At 69.3% G+C, this 21,303-nt stretch carries 19 protein-coding genes; 7 read left to right on the top strand and 12 right to left on the bottom strand.

The genetic code is table 11. The features are described 5' to 3' along the window. Window positions 1-95: 95 nt before the first annotated feature. Window positions 96-1,712 (top strand): sensor domain-containing diguanylate cyclase, encoded by a 1,617-nt coding sequence (locus LR394_RS43080; protein WP_231444356.1) that lies wholly within the window; start codon window positions 96-98, stop codon window positions 1,710-1,712. 29 nt (window positions 1,713-1,741) lie between these two features. Then, window positions 1,742-2,419 (top strand): hypothetical protein, encoded by a 678-nt coding sequence (locus LR394_RS20515; RefSeq protein WP_231444354.1) that lies wholly within the window; start codon window positions 1,742-1,744, stop codon window positions 2,417-2,419. A gap of 6 nt (window positions 2,420-2,425) precedes the next feature. Here the strand turns inward: LR394_RS20515 and LR394_RS20510 are convergent, their stop codons facing one another. The 4 genes from LR394_RS20510 to LR394_RS20495 are packed head-to-tail and all read right to left on the bottom strand — an operon-like array spanning window position 2,426 to window position 7,480. Continuing rightward, window positions 2,426-2,836 carry a hypothetical protein gene (locus LR394_RS20510; RefSeq protein ID WP_231444351.1) on the bottom strand — a complete coding sequence of 137 codons (411 nt, stop codon included), beginning with the start codon at window positions 2,834-2,836 and terminating at the stop codon, window positions 2,426-2,428. After that, on the bottom strand, window positions 2,821-3,789 hold the full coding sequence (locus LR394_RS20505) for an NAD-dependent epimerase/dehydratase family protein (RefSeq protein WP_231444349.1): 969 nt from the start codon (window positions 3,787-3,789) through the stop codon (window positions 2,821-2,823). Before LR394_RS20505 ends, LR394_RS20510 begins: the two co-directional genes overlap by 16 nt. After that, window positions 3,786-6,488, bottom strand: a complete 2,703-nt coding sequence (locus LR394_RS20500) for an alpha/beta fold hydrolase (protein ID WP_231444348.1) — start codon at window positions 6,486-6,488, stop codon at window positions 3,786-3,788. The genes LR394_RS20505 and LR394_RS20500 overlap by 4 nt, the downstream gene beginning before the upstream one ends. Continuing rightward, a complete protein-coding gene (locus tag LR394_RS20495; protein ID WP_231444346.1) occupies window positions 6,485-7,480 on the bottom strand; it encodes a 3-oxoacyl-ACP synthase III family protein in 996 nt (331 codons plus the stop codon). The genes LR394_RS20500 and LR394_RS20495 overlap by 4 nt, the downstream gene beginning before the upstream one ends. 403 nt (window positions 7,481-7,883) lie before the next feature. Between LR394_RS20495 and LR394_RS20490 the strand changes: the two genes are divergently transcribed. The 4 genes from LR394_RS20490 to LR394_RS20475 all read left to right on the top strand — a co-directional run bounded on the left by LR394_RS20490 (window position 7,884) and on the right by LR394_RS20475 (window position 10,303). Continuing rightward, entirely contained in the window at window positions 7,884-8,237 is a 354-nt protein-coding gene (locus tag LR394_RS20490; protein ID WP_231444344.1) for a hypothetical protein, read from the top strand. A 271-nt stretch (window positions 8,238-8,508) separates the two neighbouring features. Beyond that, the gene (locus LR394_RS20485; RefSeq protein WP_231444342.1) at window positions 8,509-8,931 is read left to right on the top strand and encodes an NINE protein; all 423 of its coding nucleotides are present in this window, start codon (window positions 8,509-8,511) and stop codon (window positions 8,929-8,931) included. 323 nt (window positions 8,932-9,254) lie between these two features. After that, complete coding sequence (locus LR394_RS20480; protein ID WP_231444341.1) at window positions 9,255-9,866, top strand: hypothetical protein; 612 nt, start codon at window positions 9,255-9,257, stop codon at window positions 9,864-9,866. Further along, window positions 9,863-10,303 (top strand): BLUF domain-containing protein, encoded by a 441-nt coding sequence (locus tag LR394_RS20475; RefSeq protein WP_231444340.1) that lies wholly within the window; start codon window positions 9,863-9,865, stop codon window positions 10,301-10,303. Before LR394_RS20480 ends, LR394_RS20475 begins: the two co-directional genes overlap by 4 nt. Window positions 10,304-10,314: 11 nt before the next feature. Here the strand turns inward: LR394_RS20475 and LR394_RS20470 are convergent, their stop codons facing one another. The 3 genes from LR394_RS20470 to LR394_RS20460 all read right to left on the bottom strand — a co-directional run bounded on the left by LR394_RS20470 (window position 10,315) and on the right by LR394_RS20460 (window position 13,760). Continuing rightward, window positions 10,315-11,895 (bottom strand): discoidin domain-containing protein, encoded by a 1,581-nt coding sequence (locus tag LR394_RS20470; RefSeq protein ID WP_231444339.1) that lies wholly within the window; start codon window positions 11,893-11,895, stop codon window positions 10,315-10,317. Between the two features lie 138 nt (window positions 11,896-12,033). Beyond that, window positions 12,034-12,747 carry a neutral zinc metallopeptidase gene (locus LR394_RS20465; RefSeq protein WP_231444338.1) on the bottom strand — a complete coding sequence of 238 codons (714 nt, stop codon included), beginning with the start codon at window positions 12,745-12,747 and terminating at the stop codon, window positions 12,034-12,036. A gap of 92 nt (window positions 12,748-12,839) precedes the next feature. Further along, the gene (locus LR394_RS20460) at window positions 12,840-13,760 is read right to left on the bottom strand and encodes a DMT family transporter (protein WP_231444337.1); all 921 of its coding nucleotides are present in this window, start codon (window positions 13,758-13,760) and stop codon (window positions 12,840-12,842) included. Between the two features lie 41 nt (window positions 13,761-13,801). On the opposite strand from LR394_RS20460, the gene LR394_RS20455 reads away from it, so the two are divergent. Then, window positions 13,802-14,299: a MarR family winged helix-turn-helix transcriptional regulator gene (locus LR394_RS20455; RefSeq protein ID WP_231444335.1), complete on the top strand. Its 498-nt coding sequence runs from the start codon at window positions 13,802-13,804 to the stop codon at window positions 14,297-14,299. Between the two features lie 10 nt (window positions 14,300-14,309). On the opposite strand, the gene LR394_RS20450 is transcribed toward LR394_RS20455, so the two are convergent. The 5 genes from LR394_RS20450 to LR394_RS20430 form a co-directional block, all read right to left on the bottom strand. After that, entirely contained in the window at window positions 14,310-15,830 is a 1,521-nt protein-coding gene (locus tag LR394_RS20450; RefSeq protein WP_231444333.1) for a sulfatase family protein, read from the bottom strand. Window positions 15,831-15,939: 109 nt separating this feature from the next. Further along, the gene (locus LR394_RS20445) at window positions 15,940-17,538 is read right to left on the bottom strand and encodes a sulfatase family protein (protein WP_231444331.1); all 1,599 of its coding nucleotides are present in this window, start codon (window positions 17,536-17,538) and stop codon (window positions 15,940-15,942) included. A gap of 383 nt (window positions 17,539-17,921) precedes the next feature. After that, window positions 17,922-18,929 (bottom strand): hypothetical protein, encoded by a 1,008-nt coding sequence (locus LR394_RS20440; protein ID WP_231444329.1) that lies wholly within the window; start codon window positions 18,927-18,929, stop codon window positions 17,922-17,924. Window positions 18,930-19,000: 71 nt separating this feature from the next. Further along, window positions 19,001-20,137: a hypothetical protein gene (locus LR394_RS20435; protein ID WP_231444327.1), complete on the bottom strand. Its 1,137-nt coding sequence runs from the start codon at window positions 20,135-20,137 to the stop codon at window positions 19,001-19,003. A gap of 105 nt (window positions 20,138-20,242) precedes the next feature. Further along, window positions 20,243-20,842: a hypothetical protein gene (locus tag LR394_RS20430; protein WP_231444326.1), complete on the bottom strand. Its 600-nt coding sequence runs from the start codon at window positions 20,840-20,842 to the stop codon at window positions 20,243-20,245. Between the last annotated feature and the right edge of the window lie 461 nt (window positions 20,843-21,303).

Below are 21,303 nucleotides of genomic sequence, written 5' to 3'. Positions count from 1 at the left end.
GGGCTGATGATCAGCGGAGCCTGCCGCCTCAACCGTGCGTCCCGGTTGCCGATGCAGATTGCAATGGCGGCAGGAGCGCGAGGGGGCGGCAGGCGGTGATCCACGCGCACACCCCTGCCCCTGGCGCTGCGCCCACCGTCCAGATCGGCCCGGAGCAGACCGCCGCGCTGGTCAAGGCCTACGAGCTGATCGAGGCGGCCCAGGACCACGACGTCACCGCCGAGATCGCCGAACTCGATGCCCGGGCCGCTCAGCTCGGCTGGGGCGATGTCGGCCTGCTGATGCACTTCGCCCGTTCGCTCGCCGCGCGGGACGCCGGCCGCGACGACACCGAGCACGTGCAGGCGATGCTGAAGGCCGCCACCGAACTCGGCGATCAGGCCCTGCTGGCGCTGTCCATGGCCACCTCGGCCCAGCGGGCGGCCAATCTCGGTTCGGCGCTGTCACAGGCCCGGCCCGGCGCCGAGCCGCTGGTGCGGGCGGTGGTGCTGCTGGACGACGGGCACGGTCCGGTGGTGCATCGGATCGCCGCCCAGATCGAGGTGGCCGGAACCTTTCACGCGCTCAGCCTGTGGCCGCTGGCGCACGAGCAACTGGCCCTGATCGAGCCGTTCTTCGGGGCCGAGCCGGATTCGGCGTGGGCCGAGGTGCTGCAGCGACAGCAGCGCGTGGTCCACATCAACAAGAGCGACATGGCGGTCGACGAGGCCTGCGCGATGGCCGAGGTGGGCAAGTGGGACAACGCGGCCCGGTTCGCCGCCCGTTACCTGCCCCGGGTGCTGGACCCGTTGGACGGCGGCTGGCCGCCGAGCTGGATCTCGCTGACCCATGCCTTCGCCGACCTGTTCGCTGCCCTGGCCGGACAGCCCTCACCGGCCGACCGGGACCTGATCACCCGCAGCGCCCCCGATCCGGCCGACGATCCGAACCTGGTCATGCTCTCGGTGGCCGACGCGATCCGGGCCTACCGGGCCGGGGACACCGCTGAGGCCGCCCGGCTGGCCGGACCGTGCGCCGGGCCGGTCACTCCCAACGTCCCGGTGCATCTGCGGCTGCTGGCCCTGAACCTGGCCGCCCACACCCCGCAGACCCCACCGGCCGCGCTCACCTATGCCGCCGAGCTCGCCGGCCTGCGCTGGAACGGCCGCCTGAGCCGGCTTTCGTCCATGCGGGCCGCGATCGAGGCCGAGCGCCGCCGGGTGGAGCACGAGTTCCTGCGCGACCAGGTGCTGATCGACGACCTGACCGGGCTGGGTAACCGCCGTGCCTACACCGCCTACCTGGAACGCCTGCGCCGCAACCGGGAACCCCGCGCGGAGCTGGTGATCATGATGATCGACGTGGACCACTTCAAGGCGGTGAACGACACTTTCGGGCACGACGCCGGCGACGAGGTGCTGCGCCGGATCGGCGCGATCCTGGCCTCGCACGTGCGCTCGGTCGATCTGGCGGCCCGGCTCGGCGGTGACGAGTTCGTGGTGGTGATGGCCCCGGACACCTCGGGCGTCGGTGAGACCCGGGCCGAGTCGATCGTGCTGGCGGTGCAGCAGTTCCCCTGGTCGGAAGTCGCCCCGGGGATGGGGATCTCGATCAGCCTGGGCCTGTACCGCGGACCGGCCACCGACCTGGCTCACCTCACTTCAGAGGCGGACCGGCAGCTTTACGTTGCAAAAAGACAGGGACGAGGACGTGTGTCAATCGGCACACGCTGAGCCGTGGTTCGCGGCCCTACAGTGCAGAAATGATCACGGTTCCGGAACGTCCCCCGCTCGCGGCGACCGTGGCGGAGTGGGTGCGCTGGGGCCTGCTCGTGGTCTGGGTCGGGCTTGCCGTGATCATGGTGACCACCGGCGAACGGGAGGGCCGCCTGACGAATCTCGAGGCGGCGATCGCCTCGGGCGAGGTGAGCGAAGTGCGGGTGAACGGCGCCGGCGCCCTCGGCCGCGAAGGCATGGCCACTCAGACCGTGCACTGGCGGGACGGCAATCTGGTCAACCGGTACGAAGAGGTCACCGTCTACGGGGAAAAGGCCGAACGGCAGGGTGGCTCGAACCGGGTCGAGATCGACGCCCAGGACCTGGGAACCTACTTGCAGGAGCAATCCCCGGACCTGAAGATCGAGCGCACCGACGAGCAGAGCTACAGCTCCAGCACCGTCCACGGCTGGGGGCACTTGCCTACCTGGTTCGGCATAACGTTCCTGCTGGTCAACATCGCGGTCCTGATCCGGCTGGTCGCCAGCCCCCAGCGGCCTTACCGGGCCACTCGCTGGGCCTGGTTCTGGTTGTGGTGCACCCCGATCGGCACGCCGCTCTATCTGGTGCTGTCCGGCCCGTCGGTGTTCCTGCCTACCCCGGCCGAGGGCGCTCGTCGGCTGACCGGGATCTGGGCCTTCCTGCTCTTCCTGTTCCTGACCTGAAAACCCTTACAGGTCCTGCGACTCGATCGAGGTGACCAGCCAGCGCTCGTCCTGGCGTCTGAGGTGCACCTGGGTCTCGTAGGCGTACTGGTCCGGGGGCCGGACGTTCAGGTTGATCATGCCGAAGCTGTCATCGGCCAGCCATCCGGCTCGGGTGATCTCGACGGTGCTGCCGCGCGGAACATCCTCGAACCAGCCGTCCGGACCCACCGTGCGGGCATCGGGTGCCGCCACTGACTGCGGATCGCTGGTCAGCTGAGCGACCAGGGAACGGATCTCGGCGGTGGGCGGCTTCGAAATCATGAAGAAGCCCCGCGGCTCGGGTTCCGGCTTCAGCCAGAAGAAGGCACCGACCGCGGCGATCACCGGAACCAGCACGACCGCGAGCAGACCCCGCTTGTTCAGGCCGCGTACCACTGCCGCATCCGCTCGAAACCCTCTTCCAGGCCGACCGCCGGCGTCCAGTCCAGCACCGCGCGCGTGTGGCTCTGGTCGAACCAGTGCGCGGTGGCCAGTTGCTCAGCCAGGAAGCGGGTCAGCGGGGGATCGTCGCGGCGCTTACCCAGCGCCCAGACGCCCTCTACAGCGGCGCCGGCCAGCCAGGCCACACCGAACGGGACGTGCCGGGTAGGAGCCGCTACCCCTGCGGAAAGGCAGAGCCGGGCGAAGATTTCCTCCACCGGGCGCGGTTCGCCGTTGGTGACGACCAGAGCTTCGCCGCGGGCAGTCTCGATGCGGTCCAGGGCGGCGATCGTGGCGTCTACGGCGTTGTCCACGTACGTGGTGTCGATCAGCGCCGCGCCGGAACCGACCAGCGGCAGGCGGCCTTCACGCGCCCGCTGGACGATCCGACCGACCAGCTGAGTGTCGCCCGGTCCCCAGACCAGGTGCGGGCGAATCGCTACCACCGCGAGATCGGGACCGTCCGCGGCCAGGGCGAGCTGCTCCCCGGCGGCCTTGCTGCGGGCGTAGTTGCCCCGCGCGCGTTCCGGGTCGGCCGGGCCTGCACCGGCGCCGACCAGGGCGTGGCCGTGGTGGGCGACCGAGGGGGAGGAGACGTGAACCAGCCGGGGGACGCCGGTTTCGCGCAGCGCGCCGAGAAGGTTGCGTACCCCGTCGATGTTGACCGCCGCGTACTCCGCCCACGGACCCGTGACGTTGACCTTGGCGGCCAGGTGCACCACCGCGTCCATACCTTCTACTGCTTTACGGACGCTGGTGGGATCGGTGACGTCTCCGGTCACCTCACGCACGCCGATCAGGGACGAGGGGCGGCGCTGGAAGACGGTTACCTCGTCTCCTCGGGCGGCCAGTTGCTGGGCCACCCCGCCCCCGAGCATCCCGCTGGCACCGGTGACCAGAACCTTCATCGTGACCCCGCCAGACGACCTTCCGCCCAGCGGGCAACCTCGGTGCGGTCGATCTTCGAGTTGTGCCGGATATCGGTCTTCAGGCCGTCGATGACCAGCACCGCGACCAGGTCGACGCCGGCCGCCTGGCGGACCTCGTCGGCCAGGTCGGTGGTGGCCACGCCGGCGGGGGAGTCGGCCTCTAGCACCGCCACCAGTCGCTGCGCACCGGCCGGGCCGATGCCGACCAGGGCCGCCCGCTCCACCTCGGGCACCGTCTCGATCCGCTGCTCCACGCCGACCGGGGTGACGAAACCGTCTGCGGTGGCGAGCACGTGGACCAGCCGACCCTCGACCCACAGCCGGCCCTCGGCGTCGAAATGGCCCACGTCGCCGGTGCGGTGCCAGCCGTCCGCGGTGGCGGTGTTGCGCTGGGTGAACCAGAGCTGGTCGTAGTGGTTCTTCACGTGCGCGGCCCGGACCAGGATCTCGCCGGTGACGTCGGGCTTGCTGGTGGTCTCCTCGGCAGCAGCCGCACCGGTGTGATCCAGCGGGCTGAGCGTGACCTCGACCCCGGGCAGCGGCTTTCCGACCAGCACGCCGTTGCCCGGGCCGGTGGCCAGCAGCTCGGGCAGGTCGACGTCGGTGACCAGCAGTGCCTCGGTCATGCCGTAGGGGGTGTGCAGCGAGGCCGCGGGCAGCAGCGCCTGCAGCGACGTCAGCAGCGGCGCCGGCACGGGCGAGCCCGCCGACAGCAGCAGCCGCACGTGCTTGAGACCCTCACGGTCCGCCGCGGCCAGGTCGACCGAGGTGAGCAGCACGTTGGCCAGCGCCGCGGGGGAGGCGAAGACCATGGTGGCGTCGACCGCCCGGGCGGCCTGGGCCAGAGCGGTGGCGGTGAGCGTGCGCGGTGCGGTGACGTCCATGTCCGGCACCACCGAGGGCACGCCCAGGGCCGGCCCGAACAATGCGAACGGAGCGAACGCGGCCACGAAACGGTCGCTTCCGCGCAGGCCGTAGGCGTTGGTCAGGGCATCGCGCACACCCTCGAGCTGGCGGTGGGTGTAGACCACGCCCTTGGCCGGGCCGGTGGAGCCCGAGGTGAAGATCACCATGGCCTCGTCGTTCGGGCCGGGCTCGGCCGGAAGCTCGGAGATCGAGGAGTTCTTCAGGTCTTCCAGCGCCACGCTCACGCCCAGCAGCCGGGCCTTGGCCGAGCCGGCCGGGACGCCGACCGAGATGCGGCGCCCGGGCCAGCGCAGAGCCCGGGCGGCGGCCAGCCCTCGGTCGATGGCGATGACATGCCTGACCGCGGCGCCCCGGATCGCCCGGTGCAGGCCGGGCAGGCCCAGGCCGGCGTCGGCGATGACCGCGACGGCTCCGATCCGGGCGCAGGCGTACAGGGCCACCGTGAGGTCGGCGCCGGGCGGGACCAGAAGGGCAACCCGGTCACCGGGTTTCACACCGAAGGCGAGCAGGCCGGAGGCGACCCGGGCGACATCGTTCGACAGGGCCAGCCAGCTCGTGGTGCGCCAGCTGGCGGTGCGCTCGTGCCCGTTGCCGGTGGCCTCGACCAGAGCAGCGCCGAGTTCGCCGGCCCGTTCGTCCAAAGCCGCCCACAGCGGCCGCCGTTCGCCCGCGGCCGCGTCGGGTACGGACGTCCGTTGCTCGGAAACCCCGGAAACCTCGGGAGCCGGGGCACCGGAGCCGGCAACGGACGTCTGTGCGCCCGGAACCGAGGTGTCGGCACCCGAGCCGGGGACGGACGTCCGTTGCCCGAAGTTCTGCAGGCCGGGCTCGATCGCGTCTTCCAGCCACTGGCGCAGCGCGGTCGCGACCGGCGCGTCCTCGGCGATCATGTGCCCGGCCTTCTCGAACCGGTGCACCTGCGCATGCGGCAGCCGCGCCCGCAGATCGCGCAGATACAGGTCGGTGAACACCGGGTCGCGCGGGCCCCAGAGCATCAGCGCGGGCACGTCGGCCAGCTTCGGCAGTTCCTGGACGATGCCCTCGAGCGCATCCCAGCTGGGGTGCTCCGGGGAGACCGGGATGTCTTCCACGAACTCGTCGATCCCGGTACGCCGGTCGGCGCCGCGGTACGGGTCCAGGTATCCGGCCCGCACCTCGGCCGACAGCTGCGGGTGGGCGATCGCCAGCGTGCCCTGCAGGAACACCGGGGACGTGGCTGTGACCAGACGGCGTACCCCGGGCAGCCGGGCGGCCGCGATCAGACCGGGCAGCGCGGAGCCGGGCGGCTGATGCACCGCGGTGTTGAGCACCGCGACACCGGCCAGCCGAGCCCGGTTACGGGTGGCCCAGCCCAGCGAGATGCAACCGCCCCAGTCGTGCCCGAGGGTGACCACCGGGCCCTCGATCTGCAGCGCTTCGGTGAGCCGGTCCAGGTCGTCCAGCCGCAGCCCGAGCCGCCGCTGCACCCCGGTGCGCTCTGACCAGCCCATGTTCAGCTGGTCCATCGCGATCACCCGCCACGGGCGCTCACCGGTGGACAGCTCGGCCATGACATGACGCCACAGGTACGAGGAGGTGGGGTTGCCGTGCACCGCGAGTACGGTGCCCACGGGTGCAGTGGGAAGGCTGTTGTGGTTGTCCAGCACGTGCCAGGTGCGCACCACGTTGCTCGAGTCCGGCACCCGGACCGAGCGCACCCAGTCCGGATCGACCCCGTGCCCCAGCCGGATACCTGCCGTGCGGCTGCTCACCAGATCACCGGCAGCACACCGGCGGTGAAGCCGGCCGCCCCGCAGACCAGCAGGAGCTTGTCGCCCTTGCTGATCAGGCCCTGCTCCGAGGCCAGGCTGAGGGCCACCGGGATGCTGGCCGCGGCGTTGTTGCCGTACCGGTCGAGCGTGACCGACACCTGGTCCTGCGGGTAGCCGATGGCCGAGCACAGGGCCTGGGTGACGCCCTTGGAGACCTGGTGCGGGAAGATCCGCCTCACCTCGTCCAGGCCCCAGCCCAGCTCGGCGATCGTCTTCTCGATCAGCGGCGGGATGTGCTCGATCGCCAGGGCCTGCAGCCCGGCGCTGTCGCACTCGAAGTAGTAACGGGAGTTGTCGTGCGGCATCAGCGTGCCGCCGGCCAGCACCGTGGACAGCTCCCACTGCGAGCCGTCCGAGACGAACCGGCCGGGCAGCAGACCCCGGCCCTCGTCCTCGGAGGCCTCCAGCAGCACCGCACCGCCGGCGTCGCCCAGGGTCAGCGCCGCGAGCTTCTTGCGCAGGTCCAGCGAGCTGTCGATGGACCAGTTGATGGTGGGCGAGAGCACCTCGCCGGCCACCACCAGCACCCGGCGGGCCCGGCCTGTCTCGATCGCCGCAGAGGCGAAGTCCAGGCCGTTCAGGAAGCTGTTGCAGGCGTTCTTGATGTCGGCGAACGTGGCGTTGCGGGCGCCCATCTTGTGCTGCACGATCGCCGAGGTGGCCGGTTCGGACACGTCGTGCGAGGCCGAGGAGTAGATCAGCAGGTCCACCGACAGCGGGTCCACGTCGGCGTTGCGCAGCGCGGCCAGACCGGCCTGGGCGGCCAGGTCCGAGGAAGGCGTGCCCTTCGGCGCGTGACGTCGCTCACTGACCCCGGTCAGCCGCTCCACCAGGCCCGTGGGCATGGTGAAGTTCGGACTGCGCTCGGTGACCAGGGCTTCGATCTCGGCTGAGGTGATCACGCCGTCCGGTATCGCGTGTCCGGTGCTCACGACCGCAGAATTGATCAAAGTTCTCTCACCTTGGCGACTGGGGAAACAGGGACCGGACCTGACGTCGGCGTCTTCCGGCTTTGGGCCGTCTGCCATCCTGACACGGAATCGGCATTCCGCTCGCTACCGGGGTTGCCGATACGGGTGTTGAGTGCGGGTACGAAGTGATGACGACTGGTAGTGCCGTTGTGTTCCGCGGTTACCCCTTGGTCCCGTTCGTCTGCCTCTTGGTGCCGTCCCGGGCTGGTCGGTGAACGCTTCGTCGCAGGTTGTCGACGAGATCGACTCGTTATCCCGATACCCCCGTTCTCGAGTTGCGGGCCCTGGGGGCCTCTCGGACGCTGACCAGGAGTCGGCTCCCGAGCAGAGGGCAGTACGGCCTGCCCAGCCAGGAGTTCGCATCATGTCTTCACCCAGTGCCCCGATCACCGCCCCGATGGCGGTCGCCGCATCTGTGCGGGTGGGCCGGCACGTGGCCGTGGACCCGCGGGACGCGGTGGCCGAGGGGTTGGGCAGGCCGCGGCTGGACCAGATGGTCGAGCCGGGCAGCGCCCGGCGCTGGGGTCCTTCCGACTTCGAGGCCGGCGACCTGGTGCGCTGCTTCGATGGCTGGCGGGAGGTGCTGCTGGTCGGGCCGGTCGGCCTCACCGTGCGACTGCGGCGGCCCCGCGACGGTGCGGACTGGGACGTCCCGGTGCAGTACGGTCGGATCACCGGGCGGCGGCGACAGGGCGTGGAGATCACGGACGCGGCCTGAAGCGCACGTCTTTGGGGTATTTCGCGGTGGTCTGGGGCAGGCCGGAAGCGTGAGCGGGCTCGGGCGGGATGTCGGCGGGCGTCGAAACTGTCGATAGGTGGGGCGATGCGGTGGGTGCCGTGTCAGCCGGTCTGCACCGGGAGAGCCGATGGATCACCGCGCCCAGTCACAGCCGTTGAGCGATGCTCCGGCCTGGGGGACTCCGGAGCCGTGTGATGCCTCAGGTGTGCCGAGAAGCGCCCCAGCGCCGGAGGATCCGTACCGCCGCCGCGTGGGCCTGAGCTTCCCCGGCGATCCGGAACCCGCTTTCCTGGGCGGCCTTCTGGACTGGCAGATCCCGGCCTGGCGTCGGCTCGTTCCGGCCTGGAATCCCGCTTCCTGGAGCGGATATCGCCTCCAGCTGGATCGCCTCGGGCGGGACGTACCTGCCCATTTCGCCTCCCGCCGGCGCCCACGTGACCTCGGACTGGCCTACGTGCTGCTCCTGCTGGGCGGCTCGTTCGGAGTGCACAAGCTCTACCTGCGCAATTTCGACGCGGCCCTGACGTACCTGATCCTGAACATCTTCGGCTGGGGCATGAGCGGTTTGCTGGTCGGCTACCTGCTGCTCATGCCGTTGTGGGTGATGCTGGCGGTCGATCTGGTCACCCTGCCCCGCCAGCTCGCCCGGGCGAACTCCCGCTGCGCACAGTAACTTCTGCGCCACCGGCCTGAATACGCACGGCGACCAACACATCTCGCCCGGCGATCGGACCGGTCCCACTGCGGGTCGGGCGGAAAATCTTTTCCAGTAACTACTTGCGCCGAACGGCGGGCGTGGGTCAAGATGATCACCGCATCGGTCTCCGAGCGGCAGACACCCCTCATGTCCTGCCCGGAGTCTCTCGATGCCCACAATCTTTTCGGCAATCCGGTCGCCGCCCCCAGCATCCCCGTGCTGAGCGGACCGCGCAGGGCACCTCGTATCGCCAGCGAGACCCGGCTCTCCCCACATATTTTCAGCGAAAGCAGACCTCCATGACCCCGAACTCGATCCCGGTCACCGCACCCACCGAAACCGTCCGCATGGTCCGCCAGGGCCGGCCCGGTGTCCACCGCGCCCGGCCCGAACCGGCCGGCTCCGAGGTCGAAGGCGGGCCCGGCCGTCACGTCGCGCCCGGCCAGAGCGCCGCCGAGCCCAGCTTCGAGGTGGCGCTGACCCGGATGCTGGAGCAGGCCCCCGACGTGCCGGTGATGTCCGACCGGCCGCTGGTGATCAAGCAGCGCATCGCCCGGGACCGGGAGAGCCTGCGTCGCCTGCGCCGCACCCTGCCCGACCTCACCGACCGGCAGCAGCGGTTCGAAACCGAGTCCGCCATGCGCGATCTCACCCAGCAGATCCAGGCCGGCCGGCACTCGCTCGACCTGCTGGTGCAGGCCGGCCGGGCCCGGCGCTGGGGCCCGTCCGACTTCGAGCCCGGAGACCAGGCTTGCTTCCTGTCGGCCTGGTGCGAGGTGCTCGACGTGGGCCCGGTCGGCCTGACCGTGCGTCTGCGCCGGCCGCACGGCGGTAGCTGGAGCGTGCCCGCGGAGTACACCAAGGTCACCGGCCGGCGGCGCAACGGGGTCGAGGATGTCGACGCGGCGTGAGCAGCATCCTGTATCAGCTGCTCTACGTCAGCACCGCCGTGGTCGACCTGAACGAGCGTGAGCTGGAGACCCTGCTGGGGCCGAGCCGACTGAAGAACGAGGCTGCCGACGTGACCGGTCTGCTGCTGCACCTGCACGACGCCCGGGGCGCCTACTTCGTCCAGCACCTCGAAGGCCCGCAGCGGGCGGTGCAGCAGGCGTTCGAGCGGATCAGCCGAGACGAGCTGCACGTGCAAGCCACCGTGCTGCACTGCGGCCAGGCCGAGCGCCGGGCCTTCGCGGCCTGGCCGATGCGGCTGCTCATGCTCGAGGCCGAACCCGCGCTGGACCTGGCCAAAACCGTTGCCGGGCCGAATCGCACGAACTTGGTCGACCTGCTGGCCGACCGGTCCGGGGTCCAGTCCCTGATCACTTCCTGCGCCGCAGTGGCCCACTAAGTCTTCAGGTACTAAAAGGCCAGTTCGGGAAAGTCCTTTCGCGCCTGCTCGAACTCGGCCGGGTCGAAGCCCGCCCCGAAGGCCTGGGCCGCCCGGTCGCTCAGGTCCTTGCCCGCCGCCGCACTGGTGAACAGCACGTACTCACCGGTGGTCATCCCTCGCGCGTAAGTAAGGTTCTTGCCGTCGTTCTCGGCCTGGGTGGGGAAGTGCTGGGCCAGCAGGCCGAAGTAGTTCTCCATCACGTCCGGCTGGCCGCCGCCCTCTTCCCACAGCGGCAGGAACCAGTCCTGGAACCAGGCCGCGTCCTGCGCTCCCGCGGGCAGGTCGTCCCGGCTGCTCAGGAAGGCCGCCTTGACCCGCTCGGCGTCGGCGTCCCGGCCGGAGTTGGCGTAGAAGTCGTACACGCAGAACTCGGCCCACTTGGAGTCGCCCCAGATGCTGAAGGCGGGGGAGCCGTGCCGGCCCTGGCTGTCGCCCTCCACCTGGTGGCAGGCCTCGTGCACGATGATGTCGCGCACCTGGTTGTCGGTGCCGTCCCAGTTGCCGTAGCCGATGTCGTTGACCGTGCGGAAGCCCGAGTTCTGGTCGAACCGGCCGTTCACCGTGCCCCCGCTGTACGAGTCCTTGTGCATGAAGAACAGGCCCGGCCTGGGGGCACCGAAGTTCTCACAGGCCCCCAGCGAGGCGTCCAGCCGGGGTTCGGCCGCGCAGGAGCCGTAGGCCGACTTCAGGTACTTCCACACGTCGGTGGCGAACGGCGCGACCCACTCGGTGGTCTCGGCCGGCACCGCCTTCAGGTTGTCGTCGAAGTAGACCGCCACGTCCTCGTTGCACTCCACCCGGGTCATCGGCGTGGTGTGCTCGGCCACGAAGTCGGTGAGCTGCTCCGGGGCATCGGCATGGCACTCGGTGGAAGGGGTGGCCGCCGGAGTCGTCTCGCCGTCGGGCATCTGGAACTCGGCCTCGGCCACCCCGACCTCGTAGATCCGGGCCGCGCCCCCGCGCTTGCGCTGCTCGGGGGCGCGCACCAGCACCTGCACGTAGCGCGCCGAGTTGTCGATCTCGGACACGGTCTGGCCCTCGGTGTTGCCCCGGACCTGCGCCGCCATACGGAACGTCTGGCCGTCGTCGGAAACCCGGATGTCGAAGGACCGGGTGTTCAGCGCAGCGTTCTCGCCTCCGGCCTCGGCGTGATCGACCGTAACCGCGGCCAGGTGGTACTGCTCGCCCAGGTCGATGGTGAGCTGGGCGCGGCGCTCACCGGAGCACCATTTGGCATCCAGTTCGCCGTCGACCGCCTGGTCTGCGCTCTCGCCGGCCCGGCAGGCGGCGGAACCGGTGACGGTCTTACCCAGCGCCAGGTTGTTCCTGTCCGGCACCGCGAGCTCCGGTTCACTCCCGGCGTTGGCCGCAGAGGTCGGCTTGGGCGCTGGAGACGAGTTACCCATCAGCCCGGCGACCGTGGGAGAGCTGCTGACCATCCCGGCCACCGCGGGCGAGGCGATCAGGCCGACGCCGAGCCCGAGCACGCCGGTCACCAGACCGGTGGAGTACAGCAACCGCTTTCGGGTTCCGATCACGGGTCGTGCCATCGGTGGTGCCTCCGAGTCAGGGGTCGGAGCCGACGTCCTTGCCGGCGGTGACGGTCAGCCACCGAACCCTGAGTCGTTTTAGCCGGACGTCGGGTCAGCATCAAGCCGACCCCAAAGATCGCCGGGAAAAGCCTACGTTCAGGCCAAACAGGCCGAAACTGCGCTCCCGCCACCGGTAGTGCCATCGTAACCCTGAGCGAAAGCCTCGGTGCGCTGCTGTCCGGTGCCGTGCGCGCCCTCGGCGAACCAGGGTACCCCCGGCTGGTCACCGACCGTTTCCAGCGAGATCAGCAGCTCGTCGATGTCGCCCTCCTCGACCGCCAGGATGCTGGCCCGCACCGAGTCACCGAGATAGGCCCCGGCCATGCAGTCCGCCTGCAGTTCGTGCTGGATGGTCAGCCGGTGCTCGATGCCGAGCAGATCCTGCACGGCGTGCGCGTACTCGTGGCCGATCAGGTAGTACACGAAGGAGTCGCCGATGGCCTGGTACTGGCCGGCCAGGAAGTTCTGGTCGTAGGCGATGAAATTGCCCACCGGGCAGAAGAACGCGTTGTTCAGCACGAACGGCTCACCGCCGCAGTCACCTTCGGACGGGTCGGTGTACGGGATCACGCCCTCGACCGAGGCGAACTGCGCGCCCTGGCTCTCGAACACGGCCTTCCAGTACGACTGCGAGGTGCGGATCGCCAGGTCGATGTCCGACTGCAGATCGTTACCGCTCGGCTCGCTGCTGACCGGGGTGGACGGCTCGGGTGAGCCGAGGCCGCACCCGCTCAGGACCAGCAGGGCGCTGAGCCCGACGGCGGCCACGGTGAACGGCCGGAATGCCGAAAGACGACGCGAGGCGGTCATATCGCCCGAGCGTAAGCCAGCCAAGATCATTCGGCGACCCGAAAATCGGCGGTGCGCCCGACGTCCCCAGTTCCAAGTGCAGCACCAGGAGTTCAGGCGACCCTTCCGCTGACGGCCGGGGCTTGCGACGTAGCAGGTGCCTGCGGCCGTTCGCCCAGGATCAGCCGCCGGGCGATCGGTTGTCCCAGCAGGATGCCCACGATCACCAGCGTCACCCCGGCGATCTGCTTGGGGCCGAACGGTTCCGAGGCCAGCAGCACCCCCAGCACCACGCCCGAGACCGGGTTGAGCAGGCCGATCAGGCCCACGGTGGCCGCGTTCAGGCGCTTGAGGCCGTTGAACCAGAGGGTGAAGCCGAGCGCGGTGGCCACGACGGTGACGTAGCCGTAGCCGGCCAGGCGCTCGGGCGTCAGGGCCGGGGGAGCACCCTCGACCGCGATCGCGACCGGCAGGATGATCAGGCCGCCGTAGATCAGCTGCCACGAGGTCAGGGCCAGGATGTTGACGTCCGGGCTCCAGCGCTTGGTCAGGATCGCCCCGAGGCTGGTCAGCGTCATGGCGGCCAGTGAGGCGAGCACGCCGCGGTAGTCGATGCCGCTGCCCTCTCCCAGCAGCATCACCGCCACCCCGGAGATGCCGACCACGGCGCCGATCACCGACAGGATCTGCGGTCGCTCGGCCAGCAGCGGCCAGGCCAGCAGCATCAGCATCACCGAGGAGGTGGCCATGGTGGTCGAGGCGATGCTGGTCGGCAGCAGTTGTGCGGTGATGTAGATCAGGGTGAAGAAGGCGCCGAAGTTCAGCGCCCCGAGCACCAGCGAACGCCACCACCAGGAGCCCTTGGGTAGTTGCCGGGCGATCAGCAGGAGCAGGAGCCCGGCGGGGAGGGCGCGCAGGACGCCGCCGTAGAACGGGTGGTCCGCGGGCAGGGTGTGGCTGGTGACGTAGTACGTCGAGCCGAAGGCAATGGGCGCGATGGCGGTGATCGCGGCCCAGCGGACGTTAGCTTCCATGGAAGGTAATATAGCTTCCTGGGAAGCTATATAGTTCGCGGATGGCTGACCATGTGGATCGGGTACTGGCGGAGTGGGCCCGCGAGCGGCCCGACCTGGACTCCACTCCGGTCGGGGTGATCGGCCGGCTGCACCGCCTGGCCAATGCGCTCACCCAGGAGCTGGTCGCGGTCTACCGGGAGCACGGCCTGTCCGAGGGGGAGTTCGACGTGCTGGCGGCGCTGCGCCGGGTGGGGGAGCCGTTCGAGCGCACGCCGGGTGATCTGGCGCAGAACACCATGGTCACCACCGGGGCGATGACCAAGCGGCTGGACCGGCTGGTCGAGGCCGGGCTGGTCTCCCGCCGGGTCAGCGAGGTGGACGGCCGGGGCCGGGTGGTGGCCCTGACCGTCCGGGGGCGCGAGCTGATCGACCAGGCCTACACCGCGCACATGGCCAACGAGCACCGCCTGCTCGAGCACTTCACTCCGCCGGAACGTCAGGCGCTGCAGGTGCTCCTGACCCAGTGGCTGAGCCGGTTCGAATCAGGCTCCGGGTAGCCCAAAAGCCCTAGCTCGCCGCCTGGGCCAGCCGGCAGGCGACGAAACCGCTGCAGGCCTCGGCGGTCTTCAGCTTCGTGTGCAGATCGTTCAGCTCGGCCTTGGAGAGCTCTCCGGCGATGTTGTGGCGCTCCGAGGGGTCCTTCGCCCGGTCGTAGTACTCCTTCTCGCCGGTCACGTACTCCACGTACAGCCAGTCGTCGCCGCGAAGCGCCCCGTAGTTCGGCGGGTTCGGGCTGCGGAACGTGTCCACGTCCGGGTCGTTCGGGTCGTTGTTCGGGCCGCGGTGCTCGACCAGCACGAAGTTCCGGTCGTTGCTACCGCCCTGCCACAGCGGCACCAGGCTGGTGCCGTCGACCGCGTCCGGGCTGCGGGTGCCGGCCACGTCGGTGAAAGTCGGCCGCAGATCGATGCTCTGGGCCATCTCGTCGACCTTGGCCCCGGCCGGTACGTCCGGGCCGACCACGACCAGCGGCACATTGATGTCGGTGCTGAACGCCGTCATCTTGCCCGAGACCATCGCGTGCTCGCCCATGTGGTAGCCGTTGTCGGAGGCGAACACGAAGTAGGTGTTGTCCTCGACCCCGCTCTTGCGCAGCTGTCCGCGCAGGTTCTCGATCAGGTCGCTGACCGACTGGACCGACTGCAGACGCTTGCGGTACTGGCGGTCCATCTTCTTCTTCTGCGCGGCGGTGAGTTCCTGCCCGGCCAGCCATTTCGGCGCGTTGGTGTTCTGCTCGTCGTAGGACTTCACCCGCGGCACCTTCGCGTCCTTGAACAGGTGCTTGTGCCGTTCGGCGGGGGTGTAGGGCTTGTGGGGGGTGTAGGTCGAGATCTCCAGCAGGAAGGGCTGCTTCGCGGCGGCGGTGCGCTCGATGAAGTCGCGGCCGCGCTCGGAGATCACGTCGGTGAGGTAGTCCTCCGGCTGGTTGCCGTAGTGCACCACCTCGCCGGTCTGGTTCAGGTTGTAGTCGTAGTTCTTGTAGGCGTCCGCGCCCAGTGCCCACTCGTCCCAGCCGGCGGGCTGGTTCAGCGACGGGGTGTCGGTGGTCCCGGTCTCGTACTCGTTCAGGAACTTGCCCATCATCGCCGTGCGGTACCCGGCCTGCTGCAGGTCGGTGGCGAAGGTGTCCTGGTCCAGGTGCTTGCTGCGGAACGCTCGGTAACCGCCGGTGGCCCCGTGGTTACGGAAGATCCCGGTGTTGTGCGAGTACTTGCCGGTCATGATCGTGGTGCGGGAGGGGCAGCACAGCGAGTTGGTGACGAAGTAGTTCGTGAAGGTGGTGCCGTCCTCGCGCAGGGTGTCCACCGCGGGCAGGTGCTTGAGCAGGTTCATCGACAGGTCGTCGGTGAGCACGAAGACGATGTTGGGCTGGTTCGCCGGGTCCGCGGGGCGGTCGTTCCCGGGGGCGGCCGCGGTTGCGCTGTCCTGCGGGGTGCTTATGGACGGGGTGGCCGGCGCGGTGCCACAGCCCACCAGGGCGGTGATCAGAAATCCGGCTGCAACGGTGGCCCGCCAAGAACTCCGCAAGGCGCGCACCTCCTTCGGTGAACCCAGTGTGCTGGGGCGTGGGGCTGAGGCAAAGAGTCAGGGGGTCCCGGTCCGGGACCCCCTGAGGGAAGTGCTGCTTACCGCGGGATCACTCTGTGGTGGGCAGACCTGCCGCTACCGGGGACGTGGCCGTCGGCTCGGCGGTTGTGCCCGGAGCCGGGGCACTGGGCGTTGCCGTCTGGGCAGGAGTCTTCGCGCCTGAGGCCTGGGCGGTGCCGCAGTCGTCCTGCCCGGAGCATTCCCGGATCTGGCGCAGCTTGGTGTCCAGCTGGCGGATCCGGGTCTTCGACACCCGGCCGGCGATGTTGTTCAGCTCGAGCGGGTCCTTGAGCAGGTCGTAGTACTCGCGCTGGCCGTTGTTGTACTTGATGTACAGCCACTCGGTGGTGCGGATCGCCGCGTAGTCGGGCGGGATCGGGCTGCGGAAGATGCCGGTGTCCGGATCCATCTTGTCCACGTCCATGCCCTTGTGCTCGACCAGGACGTACTTGCGATCCAGCGAGCCGCCCGACCACAGCGGGGCCAGGCTGGTGCCGTCCACCGTGGTGGGCACGGCGGCTCCGGCCAGGTCGCCGAAGGTGGAGCGCAGGTCGATGTTGGAGGCCATGTCCTCGACCTTGGCGCCGGCCGGGACCTCCGGGCCGACCACGATCAGCGGCACCTGGACGTCGGTGCGGAACGCCGTCATCTTCCCGGAGATCAGCGAGTGCTCACCCATGTGGTAGCCGTTGTCGGAGCTGAACACGATGTAGGTGTTGTCCTCCACCCCGCTGGCTCGCAGCTGGGCCCGGATGTCGGCGACCATCTCGTCGATCGAGAGCACCGTGCGCACCCGCTGGCGGTACTGCTCGTCCATCTTCGCGATCCGCGACTTGGTCAGCTTCTGCGAGGCCAGCCAGGTCGGCGCGTTCTTGTTCTGCTTGCCGTACGAGGCGGTGCGCGGGGCCTTCAGGTCGTTGTACAGGTTCTCGTGCCGCGGGGCCGGGATGTACGGCTTGTGCGGGGTGAACGGCGCCAGCTCGAGCATGAACGGCTGGCCGTCGGCCGCCGCCCGCTTGATGAAGTCCTGGCCACGCGCCGACATCACGTCGGTCATGTAGTCCTCGGGGGCGTCGCCGTAGCGCTTGACCTCGCCGTTCTGGTTCAGCTGGTAGTTGAACCCGGCGTACCCGCTGCCGGCCAGCGCCCACTCGTCCCAGCCCACCGGGTTGTTCGTGCCCGGGTTCTTCGGGGTACCGGCCTGGTACTCGTTCATGTACTTGCCCATCATCGCCGTGCGGTACCCGACCTTCTGCAGGTCGGTGGCGAAGGTGTTCTGATCGAGCTGGCGGCCCTTGAACATGTAGTAGCCACCGCCGGTGGCCGCGGTGTTGGTCATCACCTCGGTGTTGTGCGGGTACATGCCGGTGAAGATGGTGGAGCGGGAGGGGCAGCACAGCGAGTTGCTGACGTAGTAGTTCTCGAACGATGCGCCCTCTTCCTGCATCGCCTTCACCGTCGGCATGTACTCGACCAGGTTGGTGGCCAGGTCGTCGGTGAGCACGAAGACGATGTTCGGCTTCTCGGCCGCCGCCACCGGCCCGGTGGCCTCCACGCTGCTCACGTTGTGCGCCTCGGCCGAACTGCAGGCCGTCAGCGCGGTCACCGACAGCGCCGCGATTACCGCCAGCACGCGTTTCTTCAGCATCTCGCACCTCCGCAGCCGTCACCGCCGGCCAAGGTCAGCCACCAGGTCGGGTCGCGTCAATCAGGGGGGACAGCAGACTAGTCGACCGCATAAGTCACCTTTCGCGCCACCAAATCGGTGAACTGGTGACGCACCTGGCCACCGGGGCGCCCTGGCCACCGACTCAGTGTCGGGCGGCACGAAATGCCACTTAAGGCCTGGGCTATCGAGCCTGTGACCTGGGCTGATGCCGTTGGGTGGAGATACCCGGAAGTTCGGTGAGCAGCTGTGAACCGGCTGAGAGCGTGACGATGGTCACGTGCCGGATTCATGGCTAAAGCGGGAGCTTATCCACAGTTCACCCAGTGTGCACCCGGTGGTGATCGAGGCGGTCTTGACAGGCCTCAGCGGGTGACCGGCTCCAGAACGCTGTCCTCGGACAGGCTGTAGATCTTGGTTCCGACGCTCAGGTAGAAGGTTTCCCCGTCGGTGACCGGCCCACTGATCGGCTCGGTGGTCGTCTCTTCGCGGCCTGGTGCGGCGGCCGGCCCGGGCAGGTCCACCTCGCTCCACGACGTCCCGTCCCACCGGTGCACGCTGTGCCGATCGGCGGCCGTCGGCGACGCCGAAGATCCGGTAGCCACGACCACGATGCTGTCGTCGGTGGCGGCGGCCAGCTCGCCGGGGGAGTCCAGCACAACGGGCTCTTCGGTGGTGCCGATCTGGCGGAGCACCTTGCCCCCGGCCGAACCGTCGGGCGCGGGGGCCAGGCTCCACACCGCTGAGTGCGGGGTCAACGCCATCCCGGACAACAGCTTCGGTCCCTGCTGCGCGTCGTACAGCATCTGGGTGGTGCGCCCACCATCGGTGACCAGGAGCAGACGTCCGTTGCGATACACCAGCGTGCGTTCGCCGTCGCTGACCACGTACGGCAGACCGACGTCCTTGGTTGGAGGCAGTTGCAGCAGTTCCCGCCGGATCCCGCCCCTGAGATGCTCGAACAGACGGTCGTTCTGGTAACCGATCCAGCCCAGCGGTGTCCAGGCCACCAGCTCTTCGCGGGTCCGGCCGGTCCGCTCCTTACCGGTGCTCAGGTCGAGACGATGCCGCACCACCCCGGCGCCGCGCCGGGGCTCTTCCGTCCAGCGCAGGAACTTGCCGGTCAGATCCGTGTAGGTCTCGCGCCAGCCGATTCTCAGGTCGGCCTGCGCGGCCTCGGTCAACGGCCGGCCGATCCGCGCGGCCAGAATGACCGATTCGCCCCGCAGCACGGCGATCCGGCCGGAATCGGCACCCAGAACCGTGATCTCGTTGCGGGTTCCGGTCTCGGCCGCGGTGGCGCTGGTCAGGCCGGGCAGCGCCACCGCCACGGTCGCAGCGGCCGCCACCAGGTATCCACGTCGTCTCGTCAAGTGCGCCAGACTAGGAACGACCGGCCGGTAGGTCTGTGGCGTATTCGGGGGAGGATCGGCTGGGCCGATCGTCAGTACCCGCTCCAGCAGCCCATTCCGATGCCGTCCGGCCATCCGCCCACCGGCGTCAGATTGAAGGTACCGGCCGGGTTCGGGCCCAGATCGCCGACCACCGGACCGCTGCCGTCCCGGGCCTCGCCCTTGAGTGTCCAGGTGTAGCAACTGGGTTCGGCCAGTCGGCCCGAGGAGTCGCGGCCGTCCCAGCGCAGCCCGCCGATGGTGCCGAACGGCGCCTTCGATTTCAGTACGGCCACCGGTGAACCCGAGCCGAGAATGGTCAGAGTGACGTTCTTCAACGGCTTGGAGACGTCGAACCGCGGCTTCCAGGGCCGGCCCACCTCGAGTTGGGTGGAAGTCTGCGCCGAGACCACCCAGGGCGCCTGCCGTCGGGTGGGATTCGGCAACTCCTGCCGCCGGACCCGGCCGCTCGCGTCCACCCCGGCCACTTCTCGGCCCTCGATCGCGTACGGGCTTCTCAGGCTGAGCTTGCGCCGGCGAGGTTCGGCCTCTCCCAGATCCATCACGTGCACGCTGCCGTTGCTCGCGGTCCAGGAGAGCGTGGCGTAGTTCAGGCGCAGGTCACGGGCGCGAGGTCCGGCCTGGACGGTTCTGCGCTCGTAGCCGAGATTCCCGAGGATGTGGATGCGGCCGTCGGTGTCGAGCCAGGCCGAGCGCGGGCCCCACACCGCCACCGGCCCCGCGGCCCCGCTCCTGGCCAGGATCTTCTTGGCCGGCCCGTCCGGGTCCAGGTAGCGCTGGCGCACCTGACCGTCTTTCGTGGACCAGACCACGTGCGGGCCGAACAGATCGGTGTTCGAGGTACCGGTCCGCATCGCCAGGCGCACGGTGTTCTTCGGTGCGGCCACGAAAACCGTTCCGCCGATCAGAGAATAAGGTCCGGACTGCTTGATCCGGTGGGCCCCCGTCGGTGCCTCGGGCAGAGTGAGCGCCGGATGAGGGCCGTGCTTCACGCTGTAGACGTTTGTTCCGGAGCGCCGCAGTTCATGCGTACCGGAGACACTGATGCCGCCGCTGTTCACCTTGAACAGGCGCCCGGCACTGAGCGATACGTCGCTCGGAGCGGCCGGTGCGGCGTGCCCGCTGAGCGTGGAGCCGACCAGGCAGAGCCCGGCCAAGGCCCCCGCCACACCTGATACGCGTGCAAACCGTCCCACGACCCCCGCCGCTCTTGCCCCCGCTGCCCCGACGTCCACCGTACTGGCCCTCGGACGCCGAAGCCGGGAGGTGAAGCGCTATTGCGTCGGGGGTTGGGCGCTGTCCTCGGCGCGCGGCAGGACGAGAATGTCCGGCGTCGGGGGAAGCGACGGAAACCGCGGAGACTCGCTACTGAGGATGACCAGACCCAGCGGCTCGAGCGCGAACACCCCGCCGGAGGCCCCGAAGTGCTCGAGGTGGAAACTGCGCCCCTTCGGCGTGGTCTCGATGTGCGTGGTCAGCGACCAGGCCGAGCGCCCGGTCACCCCGCCCAGATAGCCGTGCTCGACCAGCTTGCGCAGCGCCTCGTCCACCGTGTGCACGTTCAGCGCCAGCAGATCGGCCAGCACCCGAGCCGGCTTGCGGACGTATCCCCGGCCCGCCTGCCCCTTCTCGATCGCCCCGTTGTGCACCACGAAAAGCAGCGCCTTGACCACCAGCTCACGCTCGGCCGGCGGCAGAAGATGAAAGGCCCGCCGCCCGCCCCGCACCGGCCGATAGGCCAGCCAGCCGGCCGCCGCGATCAGGGCCGCGACCAGGACCAGGGCCAGCACGGCGAATTCCATGACGAACCAGGCCTCTTCCGCGATGGCGGCAGTGCTGAGCCGAGGCTCGTCGGCCCAGTTCTCGTCGGCCATGCAGGTCTCCCACCCGTCTGGAGATGCTGGCCCCTCCGGCAGCGCGGGATCAGCGGATCCGGAGGGGGTGTTAACCCCTATCTTGCCCGGAAGAGTCAAATCTTGCGTTTCATTGCAGTTTCTTGCTGTTCGCCTACCCGAAAAACATCCCAACGAACACGTTCCACCACCCACCGTAGCCACTTGATGTCCCGAACGCCTCAACGTCCCCGCCGCAATCCGGTTGGCGGGTCGGCGACGTCTATCTCCCGACCGGCTCACCGACCCGCCCACCGGCAGCGGCGAGCCTGCGATGTGTACATCGGGGTCATCTGGTGCCATGTGTACACGTTTGCGGAGGCCCTGTTTGCTCCGGGAGCTCTGTGGCGATGGGGTGCCCGTAGCGATGAAGTGGCCGCCACCCTGACCGGCCGGTGCGGTCTCAAGCGCTGACGGCGCGGTGAAGGCGAAGCGAGGTCGGA

The organism is Kineosporia babensis (assembly GCF_021129305.1).
Taxonomy (GTDB): domain Bacteria; phylum Actinomycetota; class Actinomycetes; order Actinomycetales; family Kineosporiaceae; genus Kineosporia; species Kineosporia babensis.
This window is presented reverse-complemented; position numbering and strand designations above follow the sequence as displayed.